The 23,344-nt window shown below is 65.3% G+C and carries 30 protein-coding genes and 1 pseudogene; 18 read left to right on the top strand and 13 right to left on the bottom strand.

The genetic code is table 11. The features are described from left to right. The first annotated feature begins 16 nt into the window (after positions 1 to 16). Genes CAL26_RS09300 through CAL26_RS09315 form a run of 4 tightly spaced genes read left to right on the top strand, consistent with a single transcriptional unit; the run spans position 17 to position 1,920 of the window. Complete coding sequence (locus CAL26_RS09300; protein WP_094846596.1) at positions 17 to 547, top strand: glycoside hydrolase family 19 protein; 531 nt, start codon at positions 17 to 19, stop codon at positions 545 to 547. A 14-nt stretch (positions 548 to 561) separates the two neighbouring features. Beyond that, positions 562 to 1,035 carry a hypothetical protein gene (locus CAL26_RS09305; protein ID WP_143277385.1) on the top strand — a complete coding sequence of 158 codons (474 nt, stop codon included), beginning with the start codon at positions 562 to 564 and terminating at the stop codon, positions 1,033 to 1,035. Beyond that, the gene (locus CAL26_RS09310) at positions 1,019 to 1,501 is read left to right on the top strand and encodes a hypothetical protein (protein WP_143277386.1); all 483 of its coding nucleotides are present in this window, start codon (positions 1,019 to 1,021) and stop codon (positions 1,499 to 1,501) included. Before CAL26_RS09305 ends, CAL26_RS09310 begins: the two co-directional genes overlap by 17 nt. Continuing rightward, the gene (locus tag CAL26_RS09315; RefSeq protein WP_094846599.1) at positions 1,498 to 1,920 is read left to right on the top strand and encodes a hypothetical protein; all 423 of its coding nucleotides are present in this window, start codon (positions 1,498 to 1,500) and stop codon (positions 1,918 to 1,920) included. Before CAL26_RS09310 ends, CAL26_RS09315 begins: the two co-directional genes overlap by 4 nt. A gap of 196 nt (positions 1,921 to 2,116) precedes the next feature. Here the strand turns inward: CAL26_RS09315 and CAL26_RS09320 are convergent, their stop codons facing one another. Then, positions 2,117 to 2,413, bottom strand: a complete 297-nt coding sequence (locus CAL26_RS09320; protein WP_143277387.1) for a hypothetical protein — start codon at positions 2,411 to 2,413, stop codon at positions 2,117 to 2,119. A gap of 398 nt (positions 2,414 to 2,811) precedes the next feature. On the opposite strand from CAL26_RS09320, the gene CAL26_RS09325 reads away from it, so the two are divergent. Further along, positions 2,812 to 3,603, top strand: a complete 792-nt coding sequence (locus tag CAL26_RS09325) for a DNA adenine methylase (RefSeq protein WP_094846601.1) — start codon at positions 2,812 to 2,814, stop codon at positions 3,601 to 3,603. On the opposite strand, the gene CAL26_RS09330 is transcribed toward CAL26_RS09325, so the two are convergent. From CAL26_RS09330 to CAL26_RS09345, 4 genes are all read right to left on the bottom strand, one after another. Beyond that, positions 3,604 to 4,020 carry a type II toxin-antitoxin system HicB family antitoxin gene (locus tag CAL26_RS09330; protein WP_066660835.1) on the bottom strand — a complete coding sequence of 139 codons (417 nt, stop codon included), beginning with the start codon at positions 4,018 to 4,020 and terminating at the stop codon, positions 3,604 to 3,606. 61 nt (positions 4,021 to 4,081) lie between these two features. Beyond that, positions 4,082 to 4,261, bottom strand: coding sequence for a type II toxin-antitoxin system HicA family toxin (locus CAL26_RS09335; protein WP_094846602.1), 180 nt, complete (start codon positions 4,259 to 4,261; stop codon positions 4,082 to 4,084). 69 nt (positions 4,262 to 4,330) lie between these two features. Beyond that, positions 4,331 to 5,320, bottom strand: coding sequence for a non-homologous end-joining DNA ligase (ligD, locus tag CAL26_RS09340; RefSeq protein ID WP_094846603.1), 990 nt, complete (start codon positions 5,318 to 5,320; stop codon positions 4,331 to 4,333). Positions 5,321 to 5,323: 3 nt separating this feature from the next. Beyond that, positions 5,324 to 5,458 carry a DUF3606 domain-containing protein gene (locus CAL26_RS09345; RefSeq protein ID WP_306437095.1) on the bottom strand — a complete coding sequence of 45 codons (135 nt, stop codon included), beginning with the start codon at positions 5,456 to 5,458 and terminating at the stop codon, positions 5,324 to 5,326. A 126-nt stretch (positions 5,459 to 5,584) separates the two neighbouring features. Between CAL26_RS09345 and CAL26_RS28065 the strand changes: the two genes are divergently transcribed. Continuing rightward, positions 5,585 to 5,833 carry a hypothetical protein gene (locus CAL26_RS28065; protein WP_143277388.1) on the top strand — a complete coding sequence of 83 codons (249 nt, stop codon included), beginning with the start codon at positions 5,585 to 5,587 and terminating at the stop codon, positions 5,831 to 5,833. 25 nt (positions 5,834 to 5,858) lie between these two features. On the opposite strand, the gene CAL26_RS09350 is transcribed toward CAL26_RS28065, so the two are convergent. The 4 genes from CAL26_RS09350 to CAL26_RS09365 all read right to left on the bottom strand — a co-directional run bounded on the left by CAL26_RS09350 (position 5,859) and on the right by CAL26_RS09365 (position 8,718). Then, positions 5,859 to 6,164 (bottom strand): hypothetical protein, encoded by a 306-nt coding sequence (locus CAL26_RS09350; RefSeq protein WP_256988258.1) that lies wholly within the window; start codon positions 6,162 to 6,164, stop codon positions 5,859 to 5,861. A 44-nt stretch (positions 6,165 to 6,208) separates the two neighbouring features. Continuing rightward, positions 6,209 to 6,418, bottom strand: coding sequence for a hypothetical protein (locus CAL26_RS09355; protein WP_094846604.1), 210 nt, complete (start codon positions 6,416 to 6,418; stop codon positions 6,209 to 6,211). Positions 6,419 to 6,420: 2 nt separating this feature from the next. After that, positions 6,421 to 7,107 carry an SOS response-associated peptidase gene (locus tag CAL26_RS09360; protein ID WP_094846605.1) on the bottom strand — a complete coding sequence of 229 codons (687 nt, stop codon included), beginning with the start codon at positions 7,105 to 7,107 and terminating at the stop codon, positions 6,421 to 6,423. Between the two features lie 576 nt (positions 7,108 to 7,683). Then, positions 7,684 to 8,718, bottom strand: a complete 1,035-nt coding sequence (locus tag CAL26_RS09365; protein ID WP_094846606.1) for a hypothetical protein — start codon at positions 8,716 to 8,718, stop codon at positions 7,684 to 7,686. Between the two features lie 200 nt (positions 8,719 to 8,918). On the opposite strand from CAL26_RS09365, the gene CAL26_RS09370 reads away from it, so the two are divergent. The 10 genes and pseudogenes from CAL26_RS09370 to CAL26_RS28595 all read left to right on the top strand — a co-directional run. Further along, positions 8,919 to 9,149, top strand: a complete 231-nt coding sequence (locus CAL26_RS09370; protein ID WP_094846607.1) for a hypothetical protein — start codon at positions 8,919 to 8,921, stop codon at positions 9,147 to 9,149. A 2-nt stretch (positions 9,150 to 9,151) separates the two neighbouring features. After that, complete coding sequence (locus CAL26_RS09375; protein WP_256988259.1) at positions 9,152 to 10,582, top strand: hypothetical protein; 1,431 nt, start codon at positions 9,152 to 9,154, stop codon at positions 10,580 to 10,582. Next, positions 10,572 to 11,201, top strand: a complete 630-nt coding sequence (locus tag CAL26_RS09380) for a hypothetical protein (protein WP_143277389.1) — start codon at positions 10,572 to 10,574, stop codon at positions 11,199 to 11,201. The genes CAL26_RS09375 and CAL26_RS09380 overlap by 11 nt, the downstream gene beginning before the upstream one ends. Beyond that, on the top strand, positions 11,198 to 11,986 hold the full coding sequence (locus CAL26_RS09385; protein ID WP_143277390.1) for a hypothetical protein: 789 nt from the start codon (positions 11,198 to 11,200) through the stop codon (positions 11,984 to 11,986). Before CAL26_RS09380 ends, CAL26_RS09385 begins: the two co-directional genes overlap by 4 nt. 6 nt (positions 11,987 to 11,992) lie before the next feature. After that, the gene (gene cpaB, locus CAL26_RS09390) at positions 11,993 to 12,922 is read left to right on the top strand and encodes a Flp pilus assembly protein CpaB (protein ID WP_094846611.1); all 930 of its coding nucleotides are present in this window, start codon (positions 11,993 to 11,995) and stop codon (positions 12,920 to 12,922) included. A gap of 74 nt (positions 12,923 to 12,996) precedes the next feature. After that, positions 12,997 to 14,367 (top strand): type II and III secretion system protein family protein, encoded by a 1,371-nt coding sequence (locus CAL26_RS09395; RefSeq protein WP_094847006.1) that lies wholly within the window; start codon positions 12,997 to 12,999, stop codon positions 14,365 to 14,367. Positions 14,368 to 14,370: 3 nt separating this feature from the next. Beyond that, positions 14,371 to 16,086 carry an ATPase, T2SS/T4P/T4SS family gene (locus CAL26_RS09400; RefSeq protein WP_094846612.1) on the top strand — a complete coding sequence of 572 codons (1,716 nt, stop codon included), beginning with the start codon at positions 14,371 to 14,373 and terminating at the stop codon, positions 16,084 to 16,086. Then, on the top strand, positions 16,083 to 16,928 hold the full coding sequence (locus CAL26_RS09405) for a type II secretion system F family protein (protein WP_094846613.1): 846 nt from the start codon (positions 16,083 to 16,085) through the stop codon (positions 16,926 to 16,928). Before CAL26_RS09400 ends, CAL26_RS09405 begins: the two co-directional genes overlap by 4 nt. Positions 16,929 to 16,944: 16 nt before the next feature. Continuing rightward, positions 16,945 to 17,820, top strand: coding sequence for a type II secretion system F family protein (locus CAL26_RS09410; protein WP_094846614.1), 876 nt, complete (start codon positions 16,945 to 16,947; stop codon positions 17,818 to 17,820). Continuing rightward, positions 17,817 to 18,059: pseudogene (locus CAL26_RS28595) on the top strand (DUF192 domain-containing protein); the annotation flags it as partial. The gene CAL26_RS09410 and the pseudogene CAL26_RS28595, both read left to right, overlap by 4 nt. 9 nt (positions 18,060 to 18,068) lie before the next feature. Here the strand turns inward: CAL26_RS28595 and CAL26_RS28600 are convergent. Next, entirely contained in the window at positions 18,069 to 18,872 is an 804-nt protein-coding gene (locus tag CAL26_RS28600) for a BPSS1780 family membrane protein (RefSeq protein WP_256988261.1), read from the bottom strand. Between the two features lie 61 nt (positions 18,873 to 18,933). Continuing rightward, positions 18,934 to 19,902, bottom strand: coding sequence for a homoserine kinase (locus CAL26_RS09420; RefSeq protein ID WP_094846615.1), 969 nt, complete (start codon positions 19,900 to 19,902; stop codon positions 18,934 to 18,936). Between the two features lie 127 nt (positions 19,903 to 20,029). On the opposite strand from CAL26_RS09420, the gene dusA reads away from it, so the two are divergent. Continuing rightward, a complete protein-coding gene (gene dusA / locus CAL26_RS09425; protein WP_094847008.1) occupies positions 20,030 to 21,034 on the top strand; it encodes a tRNA dihydrouridine(20/20a) synthase DusA in 1,005 nt (334 codons plus the stop codon). A 3-nt stretch (positions 21,035 to 21,037) separates the two neighbouring features. Here dusA and CAL26_RS09430 read toward each other — a convergent pair whose 3' ends face one another. Both CAL26_RS09430 and CAL26_RS09435 read right to left on the bottom strand, forming a co-directional pair. Then, positions 21,038 to 21,505 carry a CBS domain-containing protein gene (locus CAL26_RS09430; protein ID WP_094847009.1) on the bottom strand — a complete coding sequence of 156 codons (468 nt, stop codon included), beginning with the start codon at positions 21,503 to 21,505 and terminating at the stop codon, positions 21,038 to 21,040. Between the two features lie 28 nt (positions 21,506 to 21,533). Then, positions 21,534 to 22,844, bottom strand: coding sequence for a YihY family inner membrane protein (locus CAL26_RS09435; protein WP_094846616.1), 1,311 nt, complete (start codon positions 22,842 to 22,844; stop codon positions 21,534 to 21,536). Between the two features lie 17 nt (positions 22,845 to 22,861). On the opposite strand from CAL26_RS09435, the gene CAL26_RS09440 reads away from it, so the two are divergent. Then, complete coding sequence (locus tag CAL26_RS09440; protein ID WP_094846617.1) at positions 22,862 to 23,242, top strand: DUF2069 domain-containing protein; 381 nt, start codon at positions 22,862 to 22,864, stop codon at positions 23,240 to 23,242. Positions 23,243 to 23,344: the final 102 nt, after the last annotated feature.

Here is a 23,344-nt window from a genome sequence, read left to right on the forward strand (position 1 = left end):
TTCGCCTGGAGAACGCATGACCAAGGAAGAATTCGCCGCCGCGGCTCTCTTATCGGACGCCCAGGCCGACCGATGGTATGTCCCGGTGCTGAACGCAATGGACGAGTTCAGCATTGATACGCCAACGCGCGTCGCCGCCTATCTCGCCCAGGTCGGGCATGAGAGCGGGGGCTTCATCCACACGAAAGAATTGTGGGGCCCCACCCCAGCCCAACAGAGGTACGAAGGCCGCCTCGACCTAGGGAACACGCAGCCTGGCGACGGCAAGAAGTACATGGGCCGCGGCCTCATTCAGATCACCGGCCGGTCCAACTATGCCAAGGTGGCCCGGGGACTCGGGGTCGACGTGTTGGGCAATCCGCAACTGTTGGAGCAGACGGACCTTGCGGCACGATCTGCGGCCTGGTGGTGGCAGGCTCATGGTTGCAATGGCCTTGCCGCATCAGGCGACTTCGAAGCGCTCACGAGGCGCATTAATGGCGGGTTGAACGGCTACGTGGACCGCATGCGGCGATGGAAAGTTGCGCGCGGCGTGTTGGGGGCGTGATGGAATCCGCAATCATGATGATCGCGACAGTCGCGGCTGATGCCTCCGCGGCGGCGGTATCCGGCGACGCGCTGTCTATCCCGCAGATCGCGGCATATGTCGTCGCCGCTCTGATCGGCGGCGGCGCGGCGTGGAAGGTGTTGCCCATCCTGCTCGCGCGCTTGGCGGTGTCTCTCGCGGGCGCCAAGTCCGAGAAGGACGCGATCGAGCGGCTCGAGGGCCAGTTGGAGGCCGCAAACAAAGAAGCCGACGAAGCGCGCAAAGCGGCCAACGACGCCTACAGGGAGCGAAACGACATCCTACGGGAGCTGGGCAACGTCAACGCACAGCTGGCGGGGTTAACCGAGCGTTCCAAGCTACAGGCGGACACGATTGACCGTCAGAACCAGTTGATCGACAAGCAGAACCAGCGGATCGATGACCTGACAACGCAGATCCGGCAATTGCAGCAGCAACTCCAGGAGGCCATCCATGGCAAAGCTCTTTAAATGGTGTGCCTGCCGGCATCCGCGCTTGGCACATTGGTGCCGCGTCGCTTATGCAGTGGCGCTCGTAGGCGCGATCTTCATAAGCGGCGCGGCGACTGGGTCGCTGTTCGCCTGGTCGAGGGCGCAGGACGTCATAACGGCACAGCGAGAGGACTATCAGGCGTCATTGGACCTGCTCACCGGGAGGGTGGTTACTGCGGCCACGGCCAGCAAAGATGCCGCAAGCAAAGCTGCGGCCGCCGCCGAAACGGCAAAGACCGCGACCCAGACTGCGCAGCAAGCGGCCGCTACGGCCAAGACGGCGGCGCGGGCGGCCGGCGAGGCCGGCACCGCTGCATCGGCCGCTTCGACGAAAGCTGGCCGCGCGGCATCGGTCGCGCAGGATGCCGCAGGAACACTGGATCGCGCATTGAACCAGCTCCCGCCGCCTCCGGCCGATGTTCCAGACTGGTTGAATACGCCATGAGCATCCTCGACACGATCAAGATTGCAACGGCCGGTACGTCTGGAATATGGGCGGCGGCTGGCGGAGCTGCGCTGGTGGGTGGCCTTGTCGTTGGTGGGTGGTGGCTGCACCACTCTGGCTACGAGTCGGGTAAGGCCGCCTGTGAGGCCGCGCATACGCTAGCGGACCTTCAGCAGTTCAAGGTCGAAACGGGACGGCTGTCGGATATCTCGACGCAGTTGGCCGTGCAAATAGACTCCCTGGCCAGCGCGACACCAACAGTTATCAAGGAATACCATGAAACCGTGGTTAAAGCACCTCTGCCTGCTGGCTGTGTCATTGACCCTGGCCGGCTGCGCAGCATCCAAGACGCAATCGCCAAGGCCGCCGTTTCCGGTCAACGTGGCTCAGCCGTGTCCCCCGGTTCCGGCATTCGATAGCCAGCACTGGGATGCCCTGGCAACGGCATACATGGAGTTGGTTTTCATGTACGGGCAATGCTCAGCGAAGCATGATGCGGCTGTAACGGCGTACGAAGACAAAAAAGCCGCCCCATAGGGCGGCTGTGGTGGCCGGTGCTGATCTCCGGCACAGTGGCGGCTGGTATTACATCCACTCCGCAGAAGCACGACGCAGCTATCTCAGCGTTCCACCGAGCTTCACGCAATCGATGGTGACGCCTTCGTCTAGGCGGTAGCTGTCTCCGGTGGCCACCGGCCGGGCCCAGGCCAATGCGCCGACGCGGTGCCCGCTCTTCACGTTCGCCACCACATCGGCGCCCGATCGGCGCGCCTCATCGGCGGCCACCTGCAGAACTTCGGTCGTTCCCCCGTACCAGCGCTTCGAACCGATCAGTTTGCCGATCGGCGTCGCCTTGACGTCCGTGGGCAGAGGGGTGGGCAGGAAGCACACAGGGCCACTGTATGGAGGCATCTGGACACTCTCCTTGGTTCGCTTCGTACTGCTGCGCGCGGCACAGCCGGCGAGCATTGTTGCGATAAGCAAGGCGGTTAGTGCAATGCGATAGGACACGTCGTCTCCCGCTTTGAATATTGGGCGGGATGCATTGTATTGCTAAACGTATCCACGTCGGGGCTGCCCTACCGATGCCGGAGTGCGGCGACTGCACCCGGCGGAGGTCAGCCCCTGTGCCTAACGGCCCAGCGCGCGGGCATTTGAGTCCGTGGCGGCTCGAATTCTTGAAGAAAGAGGGGCGCCCAACGGTCGTGCGGCAACACGACCGGCAAGCGCCAACATGCAGAGCAAGCTGCAAGCCAGCCGAGGCCCCCCACTCACGCGTGAGCGGGCCGAGGTTAACAGATTGGTTTGCAATGACCCAACCCATCATCCCTTGGATCGGAGGCAAGCGGCGCTTGGCCGATCGCATCCTCCCGTATTTCCCGGAGCACAGTTGCTACGTCGAACCATTTGCTGGCGGTGCGGCGCTTCTATTTGCTCGCGGCCTGCCTGCCGAGGTGGAAGTGCTGAACGACATCAACGGCGAGCTCGTCAATCTCTACCGGGTTGTGCAGCATCACTTGGAGGAATTCGTGCGCCAGTTCAAGTGGGCGCTTTCGTCTCGTCAGGTATTCAAATGGCAGAAGGAGACCCGTCCAGAGACCTTGACCGATATTCAGCGTGCAGCCCGCTTCTACTACCTGCAGCAGAACGCCTTCGGTGCACGCGTGGAGAGCCAGAGTTTCGGGACTGCAACCACGAGCCCACCGGGACTTAATCTGCTGCGACTTGAAGAGAGTCTGTCCGCGGCCCATCTGCGGCTCGCGAGCGTCTATATCGAGAACTTGCCATGGTGCGAGTGTGTCGAACGCTACGACCGACCGCACACGCTGTTCTACATGGACCCTCCGTACTGGAAAACAGAGGGATATGGTGTTGACTTCCCCTTCGAGGAATACGAGCGGATGGCGGCGCTACTTCCTCGATTGAAAGGCAGGGCCGTCATCAGCCTAAACGACCATCCTGATATCCGTTCGGTCTTTCGCGATTTTCCAATTGAACGGACCGATCTGCGTTACACGGTTGGCGGAGGTGCCGGCGTGGAGCGTGGCGAACTCCTCATATTCAGCTGGGATATTGCCTCAGAGCCGGCAAGCCTGCTGTAACTAGGATACCGACAGCTCAAGCTCTTTGCCCATTGTGGCCAGCGCTTGCGCAATCGTGTCGATCTTCGTGGCGTGCTCCAGGTTTACGATGCGGTTCACTTCCTGGGGCCGGGTACCCATGCGGCGCGCGAGTTCGGCCGGCGTGACGTGCTGGGCCAGCATTTCGTTGAGCAACAGAACCTTGGCCGAAACGCTGGCCGGTAGCGCCACCAGCACCTCACCGTCCCGAGCCTTGGATGGCGGAGGTACGGGGCGGCGGTCCTCGAAGTAGAAATCCATGGCTACCAGCAAAGCATCGGCGGCCATTTCGCGTGCTTCTTCCACCGTCTCGCCCGCTGAATTGGCTTCCGGTATATCCCGGAACGTAACGAGGTAGCCAACCGTGTCCGGCTCAATCTTGGCTGGATAGCGCAACATAATTCTCTCCCTGCATGGGGTGTGGTGATCGGCGAGCAGGAAGCCCCTTGCGGGGCCTCCCTTACTTCTTCAATCCAAGCTGCTTAAGGATCGTTCGCCTCAGCCCTTCGCCTATTTCTTGGCTACCGTGCCGAGGCAGGGTGGTTTGCTTGCCCTGGAAGTAGACTTTCGTGTGACTTGTGCCTTCTTTGAAAGTCGCCCCCTGGTCCGCGAGCCACCGTCTGAACTCGCTCTGCTTCACCGCACCTCCCTTATCCGTTGAACATGGGAGAAGTATAAACAAAAATGTTTATAAGAGCAAGAGGAATGTTCAGGGTCGCCTTCTGACGCGTTCGCCCGTCACCTTGCGCGCCGGCTTGTCCTCTCGCACGCCCTGGAAGGAAGCCTGCCGCAGGATGCCGCCGTCTGTGATCGTCGTGTATGCCACCTCCACGACAAGCTCAGGCCGGACCCAGTGCATGGTCGGCTTTGAATTGCCGCCCCAGCGGTCCGACAGCACGGGCTTTTCGATAAACGGCATTTCCTCGGTAGCCAGGGGCGTCAGGCGCTTCATCAGCATGTCGAGGGTGCTTCCGCTGAACCCAGTGCCTACGCGGCCCGAATAGCGCAGCCTGTCGCCTTCTCGCAAGCCGACGAGCAGGGCGCCGAAGGCGTTTCGCGATCCGCCTGGGTTGGTCCATCCGCCCACGACGAATTCCTGCCTGGGCCGGCATTTGAGCTTGATCCATGTGTCCGTGCGCCCCGCGCGGTAGGGCGCGTTCAGACGCTTGCCGATCAGGCCTTCTAGCTTCCGCTCGCAGGCCTGCGCGAGCAGCAACAGGGCATGGTCCCTGGAGTCCACCTCGGCGACCGTGCTGCGCATGATGGCGGCGTTCTCAGGCACCCCCGCCAGGACCGCCTGGAGTGCCTTTGTGCGCTCCACGAAGGGAAACTCCCGCAGGTCCTTCCCGTTCCAGTACGGGATATCGAATGCCACGTACTGCACCTGCTTGGCGACGCTCTTGTCCATGGCGTTCTGCAGGCGCTGGAAGCTGCTCACGCCGTGCTCGTCCATCACCACGATCTCGCCGTCGAGCCAGCCGGTACCGGCGATTTTCAGCGCCTCGATGCGCCGCACCAGGTCGGCGAGCTTCGGCGTCCAGTCCTTCGCCTCGCGGCTGAAGAACCGTACGCCGGACTCATCGATGCGACATAGCATGCGGTAGCCGTCGAACTTCAGCTCGTAGGCGTAGCCGCTCGGCGGCGGCCCGTCCACGAGCACGGCCAGCGGCGGCTTGATGAAGTCCGGCGGCTCTGGCATGGCCTACTTCTTCAGGATCGCGCGGACCTTGTCCACGGAATTGCTGCCGGCGTCCTTCACGGCCTGGCGCAGCTCGTCAGGCGTGCACCCGAACTCCTTGCTCCAGTACCGTAGCTCCCAGTCTTCATCCAGTGCGATGCGGGCGCGGTCGCGCGGGCCTCGGTCTTCAGGTCATCAGCCATTGTGTGCTCCTTAGGGTGAGATTCACCGTAGAGCAAGGGACATGCCGCCCCGGCCGCAACGGGAGCAGGAGCGGGCGGGACAATGGATCTGATCACCGAAGTTCTTACAGGCTACAGATTTGTTTTATGCGTGGATGTTGTATCGCCGTCGGGGCAGTACGGATGGACTGTAGAGGTGCGGCCGGACTGTCAGCGCCCATACGTCGCCCGAGCATCTGACCAGCTATTCCCTTCTGCCACAGCGGCAGCGCGCGCCGGCGTGTTCGAACTGAAGGAAGTGATCGCCGCCCATATCGCCGGCGCGCCGCCTATTTCGAAATCTGATCAGTAGAGACGCGCCCGCTTGCGTCGTTCCGCTACGCCCAGGTGATCCACCAGCCCTGATAGAAGCGGCGGCCGTCGATCTCTTCATAGCCGCGGACCATCATGCCGCGGTCAGAACCGAACGTCAGGAGCTGGGGCTCAAGGAGATCCGGAATACGGGCCGGGCGCGACGCCCCGAACTGCTCGAAGGACGCCACGGTCAGGATTGGCACCGCGCGCTTAAGGCCTTCGTGGTGGACGGTCTGCATGCGCACCGTACCTTTTATGGGCATGTCGAAGTCCTTGACCTGCAAGGGCTCGCCCATCCGGTGCGTTCGAATAATGTTGCACGTGAGCATGGTAGAGCATATCGATGTGCTGTATGGATAAACAGTATATCGCTCTATCCAAGTCCGAATGCAGCCCTGATTTCGTCCCCTGCGGAACCATCCTCATCCGTATACCGGTCGCCAATCGAGGCACAGTGGCCAACGATGGTCCGGGTGTACTCCAGGAGCTCTGGCGTCATTTCGCCGTCCGGCGGCAGGACGCCCACGGCGATGGCGACGGTGTGTAGGTCATCCTTGCTCAGCGATCCCGCTTTGCGGCCCATGGTCATTCCTCGTCGGTGGCGACTGCCGTCTTGACGACCGGTTCGGCCACCAGCTGGTCAGCCGGATAGGGATTCAGGAAATCCATGGTATTCGCAGCGCTGGCCGTCAGCCAGTCGCCGTACGCACCATCCGGCAGGATCACGACCATGCGCTTCTCATCGCCTGGCCGGTGGTAATCCTTGAATAGGGGATGGTGATCGGCGTTGATGGTCAGCATCGTGTAGCTCTCGATCCATTCGCCTGTCGGGGAGCGCCACTTATCCCACAGGCCGGCGATGCCGAGCGGCGCGCCGTCGGCCCTGGTGAACCTGGTCGCGACGGCCCTGCCGCTGCGCCAGTCCGGCTCAAACACGGCATCGGCCGGGATGATGCAGTGCTGGGCACGACGCCAGGCATTGCCGAACGTGAACGACTTGGCGGCGCTCTCGGATCTAGCGTTGAAGGTGGACAGCTTCTGCGCCTTGTCGGCGTTGTCCGGTCGCGTCATGGCCGAAATAAGCCCCCAGCGCCCAACCACCGCCTCACGCTCCGGCACGGCCTCGTCGCCCGACTCCCATTCAGCCGGCCGGCGCACGAACACGCCCGGGTACTTCGGCCACATGTCCGACTTTGGAATCGGGATGCCGCGAGCGCGGAAGTAACGCTCCATCTGCTCGGCTTTCTTCAGGGCGGTGTAGTGGGAGCACATCTAAACGGCGTCGCCGCTATAACCGGCAAGGTGCTTGTCATGACGGTTGATGGGGCGTGTCTCGGCATCAACCCGCATCTTTGCTAAGTACGTCCGCCGAACTCGCTCGGCCGCTTGGGCTTCAGAAAGCGCGTCTCTGCTCCGCTCTATCGACAGGAGAGCAAAGCAAGACTGCACAAGTCCCCCAACCCAGAATCCAATGGATCCCAGTATCAGGTAGGCTAGCCAGCCACCTGTATATGCTTGCCCTGCTGGCAGCTTGACGAACTCGTTTGCAAGGAGCGTTCCAACGCCAACGACCGCATTGAGTGCAATGGAGACGACGATTTGAATCTTGTAGCGGTGGGTTCTTCTTTGGACCGTGGTTCGCTGCTCGCTGCGAAGATCGTCAAGTTTTTCTAAGGATCCCATCCGACTGTAAGCCGTGGCCCACAGCACAGTGAGAAGCGTCCCAGCGGCGCCTAAAGCCGTAGACGGCACCGCTCCCGACGCCAAGTCGCATACGACCGCGGGGAGCCATTTATTTAGCCCCAAACCTGCGACCAAAGCAATGAGTACGCCGAGCAGTCTCATGCATTAAACGTCGACGTTGATTTGGCCACTATGAATGAGTGACTCGAGCCATTTCGCCATTTCTTCATATGCTTCAGTTTGAACAAGTTGCCCATCGAAGCTCCCAATCGACTTACGATCGTGGATATAGAAATCCTCGTTGCGCAGTGTGCCGACGCCCTTGAGGTTAGCCCTGAATCGGACGCCGTCGGCGCCTTGTAGAGCGCCCATCAGCGATTTCATTACCTTGTCGTTGGTGGTTCCGGCTGGCGCGCGACCTCGCACGGTGACTTCTATCTTAACGCCGATGTCTGGAACTTCTTCAAGTTCTTCGCCGGTGATCGGTTTGTAGGACGTGCCGCCCAGGAGTCCCTTCATCGCTTCCCAGCCCCTGCCGACCGCCTGCAGCGCCTTGGAGCTAGTGTCCTCAGTACCGTCCGGCAGCTCAATGGCTGAGACCATTTGAGTCTCTAGCTTCATGCTTTTGATGGGCGCTTGGCGCAATTTCGCTTTGATCGATTCGCTGATCTCATCCGTAAGGAAAACCGCTTGCTTATCGTCTATCTGTCTGGCTTCTCTAAGCAACCACTGGAGGTGATCCTGTAGGTGTCTTGCCCGGAGCGACATCGACTGGATGACAACGACGTGGTTATCCCTGACTGCGAAGTGCAGCAGGGTGTCCAAAAAATGCTTGCCATCTGGCGGCGCGTGCTTCGCGACGTCGAGCTCTGCCAGGTGTTCCCCCGGTTTCATATCTCGCTTCACTGCATCAATCACTAAGTGGTGATCCCCTGGCGTGAAAAGCACGAGAACGCCAAACTGGAATCCGCGAAAATCTCTAGGTGAATTTAATAGCCTGACGAAACGTTGAACCACCGTCGGCATGTTGTCGGAGCCCAATCCGACGTCGTTGACCTCCTCATGACGCTGCGTTACATCGAGCTTAGCCAGGGCCGCTTTCAGCATGTCCTGAAGCGTCAGGGGAGTCGGATTTAGGAACGTTGCTTTTTTGTAATGCAGCTCTTTCTGCACCAGCTTCCGTCGCGAAATATTTGGCATCGGTGTCTCGGTAGAAAATTCCGCGACACCTTACCAGATGTAAATACAACGAAATAGTGGGACGGATGACGCGTGTCTAAAACTGGTACGCCCATTTAGCATAATCAGGGGGTTAGCGCTGCCATTACCTGACATAGCATTGGACAGTCCGATGGAAATGTCTCAATGTTTTCAATACCTTAACCGATGTTTAAAATCTTCTGACCGAGTACGTGATCGTCGTCGCGCTGGTCGCGGTGGCGGCCATCGCGGTGTATCAACTGTTCGGCCAGGTCGTACGTTCGCAGACCGCCGCCATGGCGCGCGAGCTCGCCGGCGAAAGCGGCGCCGAACAATCCCGCGCGGCGCAGACGGCGGCGGGCAAGGCGGCCGCGCAGGCCAAGGCGAAATCATTGAAGTCGTTCACCGGCAATGCCGGCGCGGCGCAATGAACATGCGGCGGCACTCGTGCGGCCAGGCCTTGCCGCTGGCCCTGGGGCTGGCGGGCTTGGGCGCATTGTCCCTGGTCGTGCTCTACAACCTGGGGCAGACCGTCGCGGCGCGCGCCCGGCTCACGCACGCGGCGGACGCCGCGGCCTACAGCGGGGCGCTGGTGCAGGCGCGCGCCTTGAACATGATCGCCTACATCAACCGGGCGCAGGTCGCGCATCAGGTCGCGATGGCGCATCTCGTGACGCTGGCGACATGGACGCGCTTCGGGCACGCGGAAGGACAACGCGTGCTGCGCGGCAATCCACCCGCCGCCGTGATCGGGATGCTGTTCGGTCCCGCGCATGGCCAGGCCTACGCCAGCGCCGCCGTCGCGGCGAATGCCGGCGGCCTGGAGGCACAATTCGGCCGCGCCTATGAACGCCACGATGCGACCGTGCATCGCGTATTGGCCGCGGCGATGCGTGAGACGCTGGCGCGCTTGCCGGACACGCGCATGCAGGCCATGCGTGCGGTGGTGCGGGCCAACTATCCGGAATTCCAGGCGCCCGTGTACGACGCGATCGCCTCGTCCGCGAACGGGTCGGACGGGGCGCGGGATCGCCTCGGCCTGCAGGTGCGAGCCGATGATTGGCCCGGTTTCGTGCGGCGATATGCGGGCCAGGATCGCGGCGCGCTTCGCGCCACGGTGCTGGAGGCGAGCGGGCGCTACGGTTTCCTGGGACCTCGCAACCGCGACGCGCGCAACAGCTGGCCGGTGAGCTTTCGTTGTCCGACGTGGCGGCATGAACTGCGGCGACGCGGCGGTACGCGCCTGGGCGGCGATGGGCGGTGGCGGTCCATCGATACGCAGTCTTTTCACAAGGTGCGCTCCAACAAGTACATCGGCTGCTATTACAGGGAGTACGCCATGGGCTGGGGCAAGGCCAATGCGCGCGGCGCCGGCGGTCGCGCGGCGGGAGATGGCGGGCCGGATGCACCGGACGTGCCGGAGGATTTTTCACGGCAGGACTTCTGGCGATGGGTGCGTCAGCATACGTCCTGGGACATCGTCAATGGCGTGTCGAATCCGCTCGCCTATGCCTATGCCATGCGCGATGCCAAGCGCTGGTCGGGCGCCGGGTTGCCGCCGTATGCCGAGGTCCCGCTGAGCCGGTCGGGGAAGGGCACGCGTTTCGTCCTGGCGCTGCGGCAGCCGGCGCCTTTACTGGCGACGACCGATGCGGGCAGCACGGTGGCGTCACCGACGGGACGCCTGGCGTATGCCGGCCTGACGCGCGAAGACGACGTCACCGTCCTGAGCGCGGCCGAAACCTATTTCGCGCGACCGCACGCACGCCGCGATGGCGCCGATGAACTGGCGACGCTGTTCCGGCCGTACTGGCAGGCGCGACTAACCGGGACTGCGCAACAGGCGGGACGACATGGCGAATAAGGTGCAGAAGGGCCAGGCGTTGGTGGAAGCGCTCGTCGGCGCGGCGCTGCTGGGCCTGCTGGCAACGGCCGTCGTCAGCGTCGCGCGCTTCCAGTGGCAAGGCTTGCGGGCGTCCCACGCCGCGCGTGCGCAGGCGTTCCGTTACGCCGCCGGCGATCGTGCAGGCCACGAGTTCGCCCACGTGCGGGTGACGCGCGCCGCGCACGCCGCGGATTTCGCCGGACCCGGCGGTCCACGGGCCGCCGCCTTGCGGCGCGAACTTCAGGTGGAAGACCAGGGTATGGTGCGCGCGCACGCCGCGGTGGACGTGTACCCGCATCGCCATCACGGTGCGGGGTTGGTCCTGCGTCGTCACGTCGCGATACTCGCCGACGCGGGGCATGCGACCGGCGATGACGCGGCCCAGCGGCGCATCGCGGCGTCTCATGCGGCCTGGGCGACGGCCGCCGGGTTCAGCCACGCGCCGGCGCGGCAGGCGCAGGCAGTGTTGAAGCGCATCGATGCCGGATGGCGCCGCCCGCCGCCGGATCTGGACTGGCTCGCGCCTTGGTCGGACGTGGTGCCCGCGGATCGACTGGATCGAACCAGGGCTGGCGGTTCGGCGAGCAGGCGTCCATGATGCCCCGCCTGCCGCCCGATCGTCCGCCTTTGCTGCCGCGATCCGCGATCGTGGGCCTGTTGGCCGGCGCGGGCGTGCTGCCGTGGCCGTATTCCCCGCACACCGCGCATGCCGCGCCTGCCACGCATGCCATGCATGCCATGGCCGGCGCCGCCCGATGGCAGGCCGCGCACCTGCCGATGGCGCCGCCGGCGCTGCCGCCGGGCAGCCGCTTCATCCCCCTCGTCGATGGGATGTCCATCCAGGGACTGTCCCTGTCCGCCTATGTCTTCGAGGCGCCCATGCCGCCCGCCGATCTGGCCGCATGGCTGACCGCCAGGCAACCGGCATTGCGGGACCTGTGGATCATGCCGGATGCCGTTGTCCTGGCCGGTATCGCCGACGGCCTGCATTGGGTCGCCCGCATGTCCGATGCCGGCGCGGGTCGCACGCGCGGCACGATTTCCGCGCTGCCGACGGAGCGGCATGTCGCATCGCCTGATCCGTCGGGCCGCGGCGATCCGGTCCAGGCCGTTCCCTGGCAATTGCCAGGTGGCCGTTTGCTGTTCGAACTGCGGTCGCGGGACGATGACGCCATGGTCGTCCAGCAGGTGTGGACCCATGGCAGCGCACCGCTGCCTTTGGGGGAAAAGCTCGCGCGCGAGCTCGCGCGAGAAGGGTGGACGGCGGCGGGCGGCGACGCGGCACGGCAACGATGGACGCGCGGCCGCGTCACGCTGCTCGTCACCATAGTTCCCCTGGACCCGGGCAGCGGTGTCAATGCCGTCGTCCGCATCGGAGCATAAGGCAACATGCTGGACCGGATTCCTCAGCGCTGGTTGATGGCGGCCGTCACGATCGCGGCGGGCCTGCTCGCGGCCTGGGCCGCACGGCAACACATACAAGGCCGCATCGAACAGATCGAGGCCGACGCCAAGGTGGCCACCGTTCCCCGCCTGGTGGCGGCCTATGACCTGACGCCAGGCACCCGCTTGGAAGAAGCCTACGTGGCCGTGCGCGATATTCCCACTGCATGGGCGCCCAGCGATGCGCTCGCGCCGGAGGATTTCGCTTCATATACCTACAGCGTGCTGGCGCATCCGCTGCGGCGGGGCGATCCGGTCCAGCGCTCGCATCTGGCGCCGCGCAAGGCCGCGCCCCTGTCGTCGCGCGTGTCGTCGGGCCGTCGCGCCATCACGATTCCAGTGGACGACATCAACTCCTTGTCCGGCATGTTGCAGGCCGGCGACCTGCTGGATCTTTACGTGTCCTTCGAACATGGCCGCCGGCAGATCACGGCGCCCCTGCTGCAGGGCGTGCTGGTGCTGGCGACGGGCCGGGCCGGCGACGATGACGAAGCGATGGCCGGCGCGTTCTCCACCATCACGCTGGACGCCGGTCCCGAAGACGCGGTCAAGCTGGTCGCCGCCCGGCAGGCCGGGCGCATCACCGCCATTCTGCGTCACCACCGGGACGCGGACACCAACGCCACGGCGGCGCGTGGCGATCTGGCGGCCCTGCTCGGCATGGACGACGCCGACGATGCGCGCCCGCGCCCGGTCCCCGTACTGTATGGCGACCGCCCGGACGGCAATGCGAGCAAACCGTCCGACGACGAAATCGGCGGCGCGTCCGGCTCCGCATGGTTCGATGCCGACGTTCCCGCCGAGGTCGTCAGTGCGGGCCGCACCCGTCCGGCGCCTTCCCACATTTCCCGCGGCGCCAGGAATCAAGGACGGTAGTGATCGTGGAAATGTACAGACGTCATCGTCGTGGCGCGGGTGTTCCGATACGCCGGCCGGCCGCGCTGCATTGCATGCTGACGCTATTGCTGATCGCTTCCCTGTGGGCATCGGCACGCGCGTCCACCGTGCTGGATATGCAGGTTGGAGAAACGCGCGTGCTGGCCCATCCCGGCGTCAGCCGGGTCGCGGTGGGACACGGCGAAATACTGCAAGCGGTTCCGGCCGACACGGCGGAGGTCATCGTATTCGCACGCGCGGAAGGCGAGTCCTCGCTGCACATCTGGGCCGGCAGGAAGCGCAGCGCCTACACCGTGCGTGTCGCGCCCGCGCGATCGCGCAGCATGCGCGCCGAAGTCGATGCGCTGCTGGCCCGCATTCCGGGCGCGCGTGGCGAAGCGATAGGCGACCAGATCGTGATCGAAGGCCATGACCTGTCCGATGCGGATCATGCGCGTATCGCGGCCCTGGCGGAACGCTATCCCCAGGTGATCGACTTCACCGGCAAGGTCGGCTGGGACCGCATGGTCCTGCTCGACGTCAAGGTGGTGGAACTGCCGCGCTCGCGCCTGACCGAACTCGGTGTGCGGTGGGACGGCACGACGCAGGGCGGCCTGATGGCGGGATGGGCGCTGGACGCGGCGGCGTCCAGCCGGTTGGGCGAACGCCCGGGGGTATCGCCCCTGCCGGCCGCCTTGCGCGCCGCGCCCGGCGCCGGCTATGCCGGCATGAACATGCTGCTTTCCTCGCGCCTGAACCTGTTGGCGGAAAGCGGCGAAGCCATCGTGCTGGCCCAACCGCAATTGCTTGCGCGCAGCGGTTCCACCGCCGAATTCCTGGCGGGCGGCGAGGTGCCCTATGCAACGGTGGACAAGGATGGGAATGCATCCACGCTGTTCAAGCCTTATGGGGTGTCCCTGCGCATCACGCCCACCATCGCATCCAGCGGTACGGTGCGTTCCCGTATCGAAGTGGAAGCCAGCGCGGTGGATGCTTCCGTGACCGCCACGGGCGGGCCGGCGCTGAAGACGCGGCGAGCCTCCACCGAGTTCAACGTCCGATCAGGCCGTACGCTGGTGATCGGCGGCTTTCTTTCGCGCGAACGGCATACCCAGGAAAGCGGCCTGCCCGGTCTGCGCAATATCCCCTTGCTGGGATGGCTGTTCGGGGCGCGTCGCGAACAGTTCAAGGAAACGGAGCTGGCCATCTTCGTCACGCCCGTGGTGGTGACCGAGGACCATGGCGCCATGCGCCACGCCACGGCGCAGGCCGGCGAGCGCCTGCGCAATGCATTTCCCGAACCGCCACGGATGCTGATGGCGGAGCCGGCGGGCGCCCCCGCCGTGTCCGGCGACGGCGGCTGGGATCCTTACCGCGGTCCCGGCTCGCAATGGGCGGAGCCGCACCCGCGCAAGGGCGCCAACCAATATGACTTCAAGGATTGAATCGTGCTGGAAATCGAACTGCAATTCGAGGATGGCACGCACCGGATCGTGCGTGTGCAGCCTCCCGTCGTGCTGGGGCGGGCGCCTCACTGCGGGATACGCATACGGCATTGGCGCGTGGGCCGCGAACATGCGCGCTTCGTCGTCTCCGGACAGGACGTGGTGATCGAGGATGCCGGTACGCTGTCGGGCACCCTGGTCAACGGCAAGCGCATCGCCCGGTACGGACCCTTGACGTCGAATGACGAGGTGCTGGTCGGCCCTTGCCTGATGAAAGTGCGCCGCGAACCGTTCCTGCCCATCACGGCGCGCGCGCTACCGGCAGCGGCGGACGTCATGCCTCTGTCCGAATCCACCTTGCGCGACGTCGCCGCCGACCGGCACGCCTATGGCCTGGAGGCGGACGCGAGGGACATTGGCGAGATGAGCGACATGAGCGACATGAGCGACATGAACCCCGCCGTCGACCTGCTTCCGCATCGGCAGCGCTTGCAGTCCGCATTGCTCGACGCGCTGGATCTGCGGCGCCGCGACGTCGCGAAGATGAGCGATAGCCTGTTGCGTAGTGAAGCCGCCGAAAGGCTGTTGGCCCTCGTTCGCGAGGACACCCAGATTCCCGCCGGTGTCGACCCGGACGCGCTGATGCGCGAGGTCCTGGACGAAGCGCTGGGGTTCGGTCCGCTGTCGCCTTTGCTGGAGGATCCCGGCGTCACGGAAATCATGGTCAACCGCCATGACCAAATCTACGTGGAGCGTGATGGCCGCCTGGTCCGCCACGCGGCGGCATTCAGCAGCGAACAGGCCGTATTGCGGGTGTTGGAGCGCATCGTGGCGCCGATAGGGCGGCGCATCGACGAAAGCTCGCCCATGGTGGATGCCCGTCTTGCCGACGGGTCCCGCGTGAATGCGGTGGTCGCGCCCGTGGCGCTGAAGGGCGCCACGCTGACCATACGCAAGTTTCCGCAGCGGGCGCTCGGCATGCCAGACCTGGTGCGCCGCGGTTCCCTGGACACGGCCATGGCGGACTTCCTGGCGCGTTGCGTCGCCGAGCGCGTCAACATCGTTGTGTCCGGCGGCACCGGATCCGGCAAGACCACGCTGCTGAACATCCTGTCCAATGCCATCCCGGGCGGCGAACGCATCATCACCATCGAGGACGCCGCGGAGCTCCGCCTGCGCCACGCGCACGTTGTCGCCCTGGAGGCCAGGCCCGCCAATATGGAGGGCCGCGGCCACATCACCATACGCGACCTGGTCCGCAATGCCCTGCGCATGCGGCCCGACCGCATCGTCGTGGGCGAATGCCGCGGCGCGGAGGCCTTCGACATGCTGGCGGCCATGAACACCGGCCATGAAGGTTCGCTGACCACGCTGCACGCCAACAGCCCGCGCGATGCGCTGGGCCGCCTGGAGACGATGATCCTGATGGCGGGCATGGACCTGCCGCTGGCGGCGGTGCGCGAACACATCGCGTCCAGCATTCACTTGATCGTGCAGCAGGCCCGTATGCCCGACGGCCGGCGCCTGGTGACGGCGATCGTCGAAGTGACGGGCATGGAGGCCGGCCGTATCCAGACCCAGCCGCTGTTCATGCACGAAGGCGGCGGGGCGCGGGGCGGATTCGCCGGTTGCGGCACCATGCCCACCTTCGCCGACGCATGGCGCGACGCCGGCCGGCCGCTCGATCCCATGTTGTTCACGGGGACGGTCGCGCCATGATATGGCTGGCGGCGCTGGCCGCGACCTGCTGTGCGGCGGTGGCCTGCTGGGGTGCCTACGGCTGGTTCGCCGTGGCGTGGTCGCGATATCGGCAGGTTTATACCGATGACGCCGGCGCGCGCTTGGACGAAGTCTTTCTTTTCGTGGATCCGCGCCAGCTGTGGGCCGCCAACCTGGCCTGCTGTTTCGCCGTCGCGCTGGCGGCCTACGCGGCGAGCGGCAGCGGCGCGATCGCGCTGGCGGCGGGGCTGGCGCCGATCCGGGCGCCCCAGATCCTGATCGGATTCCTGAGGCTGCGCCGCCAGCGCCGCTTCGACGCGCAACTGCCCGACATGCTCCTGGCCCTGGCTTCCAGCCTGCGCGCCGGTACCAGCCTGGCGGGCGCCTTGCGCCAGCTCGTGGAGCATTGCGAGCCCCCGCTGTCGCAGGAGTTCGGGCTGCTCCTGCGGGAACAGCGCCTGGGCGTTTCCTTCGACCAGGCCCTGCGGAACCTGCGTGCCCGCATGCCGGGGGAGGCGACCGGCCTGGTCGTGGCGGCCCTGCGCATCGCCGCGCAGACCGGCGGCAACCTGGCCGAGGCGCTGGACCGGATCGCCGCCGTCCTGTCCGCGCGCCTGCAACTGCAGGAACGCATCCGCACCCTGACGGCGCAAGGCCGGCTGCAGGCCTGGATCGTCGGTGCGCTGACGCCTTGCCTGGCGATCGTCCTGACCCTGCTGGATCCCGCCTCGATGTCGCTGCTGTGGCATACCCAGGCCGGGTGGGGCGCCCTCGGCGTCATCGTCATGCTGGAGGCGGCCGGCATCATGTGGATACGGCGCATCGTCAACATCGATGTGTGAACAGGGCGGCAAGGCAATGCATATCCTGGCAATGGTGATGGCCGCGTTGTTCGCGGCGGGGGCATTTTTCCTGCTGCGCCCGCTCATCCGGCCCGCCGGGCGGACGCATCCCGTGGCCGGACACCTGCCGCCGGCCTGGCGGGCCGCCTGGCCCTGCCTGGACGCCATGGCGCCTGTCGTCGCCCCGTTATTGTCCTGGCGGCGCCGCAAGCGCCTGGCGGCGCAGTTGCTGCGCGCCGGGATGCCAGCCGCCCTGGCCGCCGGTCACGTGGTGGCCGCGCAGTGGCTGTGCGCGGCCGCGAGCGCGGCGGCGGCCATGGCCCTGCTGCTCGCGGTGGCCGATGCCGATCGTCTCCTGTTCCCCGCCATGTTGTGTGGCGCTGGCCTGGCCGGCGCGGCGATGCCGTGCCTGTGGCTGCGCGCGGAGATCGCGCGGCGTCGCGTGCGCATGGCGCGCGAACTGCCGTTCCTGATGGACATGACCACGCTATGCGTGGAATCGGGCCTGAATCTGCAGGGCGCGCTGGCGCAGGCGGCGGAGCAGGGGCCCGACGGACCGCTGCGCGACGAGCTGTTGCGCGCCCTGGCCGATATGCGGGCGGGGCTGCCCCGCATGCAGGCGCTGTACGCGTGGTCGGATCGGGTCGATCTGCCGGGCGTCCGCGCGCTGACAGCCGCGCTGGCCCAGGCCGACGCGTCGGGCATGAGCCTGGGCCCCATCCTGCGGGCGCAGTCCGAACGTCGCCGCGCGGAGCGCTTCCACCGGGCGGAAAAGCTCGCCATGCAGGCGCCCGTCAAGATGCTGTTCCCCTTGGTCTGCTGCATTTTTCCGTGCACGTTCGTCGTTCTGGCCTTTCCGATCGCGGTGCAATTCTGGCAGGTGCTGCAATGAAAGGCGCCCAGGGCGCGCCGGCCGGGGCGCAGGTCTGCCGCCTGCGGATACTGAGGGTGAAAAAATGGGGAGGCCGCCTGCGCGGCTTGCTGTGCCGGCGCCGGCCGCGCCCCGGCGTAGGCCTGTGGCTGTCGCCCTGCCGCGCGGTCCATACCTTCGGGATGACGTACGCGCTGGACGTCGTCTTCCTGGACCGGCACGGCCGCGTGGCGGCCGTCGTCCCGGCGCTGCGGCCCTGGCGGGTAGCGCTATGCCTGCGTGCCGTGTCCGTCGTCGAGCTGGAAGCCGGCGCCGTCGATTTCGAACACGGTGGTATAGGCCGGATAGAAGCTGCTATACAGGACGCCGAACGCCGCAATGCTGACGGGAACCTGCACCGTATTGACCAGGGTCTGCGAGACGTCCAGGGAAATCAGGGTGCTGGCGCAGAAATCGATGCCCAGGAATACCGCCGCCCAGGTCAATCCATAGACCAGGAACGCCCACTTGTTGCGCCAGCACGCGACACCGGAAAAGAACAGCGCCTGCGACAGCCTGACGTTGTGCCAGGCCACCAGCACCGGGGCATGCCAGAACAGGGCGCCGATGATCAGGTACAGGGTGCCGAAGACCAGCAATGCGGTATGCAGCGTCTCGAAGAAAGGCACGTAGTCGTTGGTGACCGACGCCGCCCGGATGCCGTCCGCGAGCTCATTGGAGAACGGCACGAAGGCGATCAGCCCGGCCAGCATGCACAGGCCGGCGTACATGCCGCCCAGGATAAGCAGCTTTTTCAGGACGCCGGGCTTTTGCAAGGGCTTGAGCCACATGGACGGCAGCATGGTGCGGTCGGCGTCGATGTGTTTGCACGCCGACAGCGTCATCAACGTGACGCAGGGCATCAATGCGGTGCAGAAGAGCGGGCCGATGGGCACCGTGAACATCGCGAACAGCAACAGGAGGCTGACGACGAGCGACCAGGTGAACAACGCCAGTGGCTGACGCATGAACAGCCGGAACCCCTCTCGCGCCCATTGCCATCCGGCGGTTGCTGGTAAGGATGCTGCTTGCATTTTCCTCTTTGCTTATGCTGCCAAGCACATAGTCATGCTTGAATTATGGAGCCAGCCTGCGTCAGGGCAAGGTCGGCGGTGTTTCGCGGTGGCGCGCGAGCAACACTCGCTCGAAATGCCGCGGGTCGTGCGGTTTCAACGTCTGCGCTGGCCGCGGCAGATAGAAGTCGTAAAGGCGGGACAGCCAGAAGCGCAGCGCCGCGCCGCGCAGCATGGCTGGCCATGCCTGCCGCTCCTGTTCCGTGAACGGCCTTTCACGCGCATAGGCGCCCAGCCAGCTCTGCGCGAGTTCCGGCACGATCTGCCCGGTTTCGCGGACGATGCACCAATCGTTGATGCTGACCGCCACGTCGAACAGCCAGGTGTCGCAGCCGGCAAAGTAGAAGTCGATGAAACCGCCCATCAGCGGGGTTTCGAACGTGCCGGCGAACAGCACGTTATCCCGGAACAGGTCGCAATGGGCGGGCCCGCCGGGCAGGCTGGTCCACAAGGGGCTCGCCGCCGCGGCGATCTGTTCGTCCAGGCTTTGCCGCAGCAGTTCATCCTGGGGCGGGTCCAGGAAAGGCCTGACCTTGGGCGCGGTCTCGCGCCACCAGGGAAGCCCGCGCAGGTTCGGCTGGCGCAGCGGCAGGTCGCGCGCCGCGAGGTGCGCCAGGGCCAGCGTGCGGCCTGTCAGCGCGCAATGCAGCGGCCCGGGCGCCGGTTCGTAGCCGCCCGGCAGGCGCGTCACGATGGCGCAAGGCTTGCCATGCATGTCGACCAGGCGGGCGCCATCCCGGCTCGTCTGCGGCTGCGGCACCGGAACCCCGCGATCGGCCAGCTGGTGCATCAGCTCGATATAGAAGGGCAGCTGTTCCCGGGTGAGCACCTCGAACACCGTCAGCACGTATTCGCCGGCGGTCGTCGTCAGGAAATAGTTGGTATTTTCGATCCCGGCCGTAATGCCCTGCAGGGAAACCAGTTCCCCCAGCTCGAATTGCGTCAGCAGGCGGCGGGCGTCGTCGTCGGAGACGGAGGTAAATACGGCCATGTAGGGATACGGCGAAGGTTGTCGGAGATCGGCGGCCGCGCCAGGCGGCGGCGCAATTTTAGACCACCCGGCGCCGATCCCCCTCGCGCCGGCTAAAATGGCCGCATCTTTCCGTCAGGTTCCGTCCGTGCTTGCTTCCGATTGGCGGCTTTGCGTCGCGCCCATGATCGATGTCACCGATCGCCATTGCCGCTATTTTCATCGGCTGCTGGCGCCGCGCGCACGCCTGTATACCGAGATGATCACCACGGGCGCCTTGCTCCATGGCGATGTCGCCCGGCACCTGGACCACGACACCGCCGAACACCCCGTCGCCCTGCAACTGGGCGGTAGCGAGCCGGACGCCCTGGCCCACGCCGCCCGGCTTGGGCAGCGTTGGGGCTATGACGAAATCAACCTGAATTGCGGCTGTCCCTCCGAACGGGTCCAGCGGGGCGCATTCGGCGCATGCCTGATGGCCGAGCCGGATCTGGTCGCCGACTGCGTCAAGGCCATGCAGGATGCCGTCGACGTCCCGGTGACCGTCAAGCACAGGCTGGGCTTGGATTACGACGACTCGTATGCCTTCGTCCGCGATTTCGTGGGCAAGCTTTACGACGCCGGTTGCCGGGTTTTCATCGTGCACGCCCGCAATGCGGTGCTGAAAGGCCTTTCGCCGAAAGACAATCGCGAAATCCCGCCCTTGCGCTACGACGCCGCCGCCCAGTTGAAACGCGATTTTCCCGATTGCGTGGTGGTTTTGAATGGCGGCCTGGCCGATGCCGAGACGGCCGCGCAGGCGTCCGCCGGCTTCGATGGCGTCATGCTGGGCCGCGCGGCCTGGCATACGCCGCGGGTGCTGTCGGAGCTTTCCATGCGGTTCTGGCCAGGCATCCGCTTGCCGGGCGACGCGCAGGTCGTCGACGCCATGACGCGCTACGCCACGCAGGCCGTGGCGCGCGGCGTTCCCTTGCGTGTGCTGGTGCGGCCGCTGCTGGGCCTGGTGAACGGCCAGGCCGGCGCCCGCCGCTGGCGCCGCATGCTGTCGGACGCCGCCGCCCTGAAGTCGGACGATCCGGCGCTGATCTACGAAGCCTGGCGCAGTGTGGCCCGCCCCGCGGCGCAGCGCGCCGAAACGGTGGAACTGGGCTAGCCGTCACATTTCCTTGGACGCCGCGCCTTCTTCGTCCATGGGCCAGTCGCGAATGTAGGCCTTGAGCATGTTGTTCTCGAAGCGCTGCGCGTTGACGATGGCCTGCGCCATATCGTAGAAGGAGATCACGCCCATCAGCATATTGCCGTCCATGACGGGGATATAGCGGGCGTGCTTTTCCAGCATCAGGCGTTGCACTTCGTCCGCGCTGGTGTTGGGCGTCACGCTGACCGGCGCGTCGTCCATGATGGCGCGGATCGTGGTGCTGCCCAGCGTGCCGCCGTTGCGGTTCAGGTGCTGGATGATTTCGCGGAACGTCAACATGCCGGCCAACATGCCGGATTCCATGATGACGAGCGAGCCGATGTCCTGCAGGCTCATGGTTTCCACGGCCTTGCTGACAGGGGTGTCGGGCGAGGCCGTATACAGGGTGTCGCCCTTGACGCGAAGAATTTCGCTGACTTTCAACATGATGTCCTCCATGGGCTGACGCCCAGGCTTATTTTTTGACGGCCTCGATCTTCACGACGTCCGCCGAGCCATTGCCCGTATTTTGCGCCTCCTGCATCAGATCTTCCAGCGTCGGCGCGGCATTCGTCGTAAGAATGGCGCGGGCGGTGCGCAGGATCTCCGGCGATTCGCGCAGCCGGGGCTGTTGGCGATCGAGCAGAAAACGGTCGAAAAGCGGCGCGAGCGACGCGCGGCGGGGATCGCAGGCCAGGATCCAGCGCTGCTCCTGGGTGCGTACCGCCATCCCCAGGTCGGCCAGCGCTTCCAGCACGGAGTTCAGTTCGTCATGATGCAGATGCAAATCGACGGCGAGGCGGCTGGCGCTGCGGCCCGGCGGGTTGCTGCCCATATTGCGATAAAGGCAGCGCAATACCTCGACCGCGTCGACGAAGGTGGCGCCCGGCTCGCGGTTGATGTCCCAGCGCCCCACGCGGATCATGGGCAGGCTGGCGGCGACGGTGGCGCCGAACAGCACGGCCAGCCAGGAGAGGTAGATCCACAGCAGGAAAATCGGCAGGGTGGCGAAGGTGCCGTAGATGACCGTATAGGTGGGAAACCGCGTCAAATAGTAGGCGAAGGCCGACTTCATCAGTTCGAGCACGATGGCGGTGCCGAAGCCGCCGGCCAGCGCGTCGGTCCACAGCACGCGCCGGTTGGGCACCACGACGAACAGCGCGGCGAAGCCCAGGCCGGTCAGCGCCAGCGGCAGGAACGATACCGCCAGCCCGACGATGTCCGGCACGTCCCTGACCAGGCCCAGCGACTCCCGCGCCAGAAAGGACGTGCCCCACAGGCTGGCGCCCGCCACCACCGGGCCCAGCGTCAGCACCGCCCAGTACATCAGGGCGCGCTGCGACAGCGGGCGCTGCCGGGTCACGTGCCAGATATCGTTGAAGGTCTTGTCGATCGTCATGATCAACAGGATCGACGTGACCAGCAGCAGCCCGCCGCCTATGGCCGTCAGGCGGCTGGCCTGGCGGGCGAACTGGTTCAGGTAATTCATGATGTTGTCGGACACCGCCGGCGGCATCAGGCTGTGCGTCAGGAAGTCTTCCAGCGCGATCCGGAATTCCTGGAACACGGGAAACGCCGTGAACAGCGACAACACCACCGCCAGCATCGGGACGATGGCCAGGACGGTGGTAAAGGTAAGGCTGGACGCGACCTGGAGCAGCTGTTCCTCACCCGCGCGCTGCGAAGCGAAACGTAGCACCTTCGCCACCCGGCTTACCCACGAAGCTCGGTGGTTCGGAGACTCCAGCCCCGCTTCCGCGGCGGCCGTTTCGACGGGCGGTTTCATGCGGCGATAATAGCAGTATGGAAATCGAACTCAACCGTAACCTCCGGCTTGCCTGCGTTCTTGCCCTGGTCGCGCTGGCGCTGCTGTGCGTCGTGTGGGAAACCGTGGCGGCGCCGGTGCGTCCGGGCGGCTCCTGGCTGGTCCTGAAAGCCGTGCCCCTGTTGCTGCCCTTGCGCGGTGTCGCCCGGGGCAACGTGTATACCTATCAGTGGGCCTCCATGCTGATACTGTTGTACGTCATGGAAGGCGCGGTGCGGGTGATGTCCGACACCACCACGCTCTCGGCCATGCTGGCTGGCGCGGAACTTGCACTGTCGCTGGCATTCTTCATCTGCGCCGTCCTGTATGTGCGGCCCGCCAAGCAGGCGGCCCGCCGGCGTGGATCCCCGGCCTCCTGATCCGTGCGGGCTGCCCCGGCAGCCTGTCTCAGTAGGCGATGCTGCGTCGCACAATAGTGGCGCGTATTCCGTGATCGTATCCCTGGCAGGGTAGAAACCTAT

Origin of the sequence: Bordetella genomosp. 9 (assembly GCF_002261425.1) — a bacterium.
Classification (GTDB): Bacteria; Pseudomonadota; Gammaproteobacteria; order Burkholderiales; family Burkholderiaceae_B; genus Bordetella_C.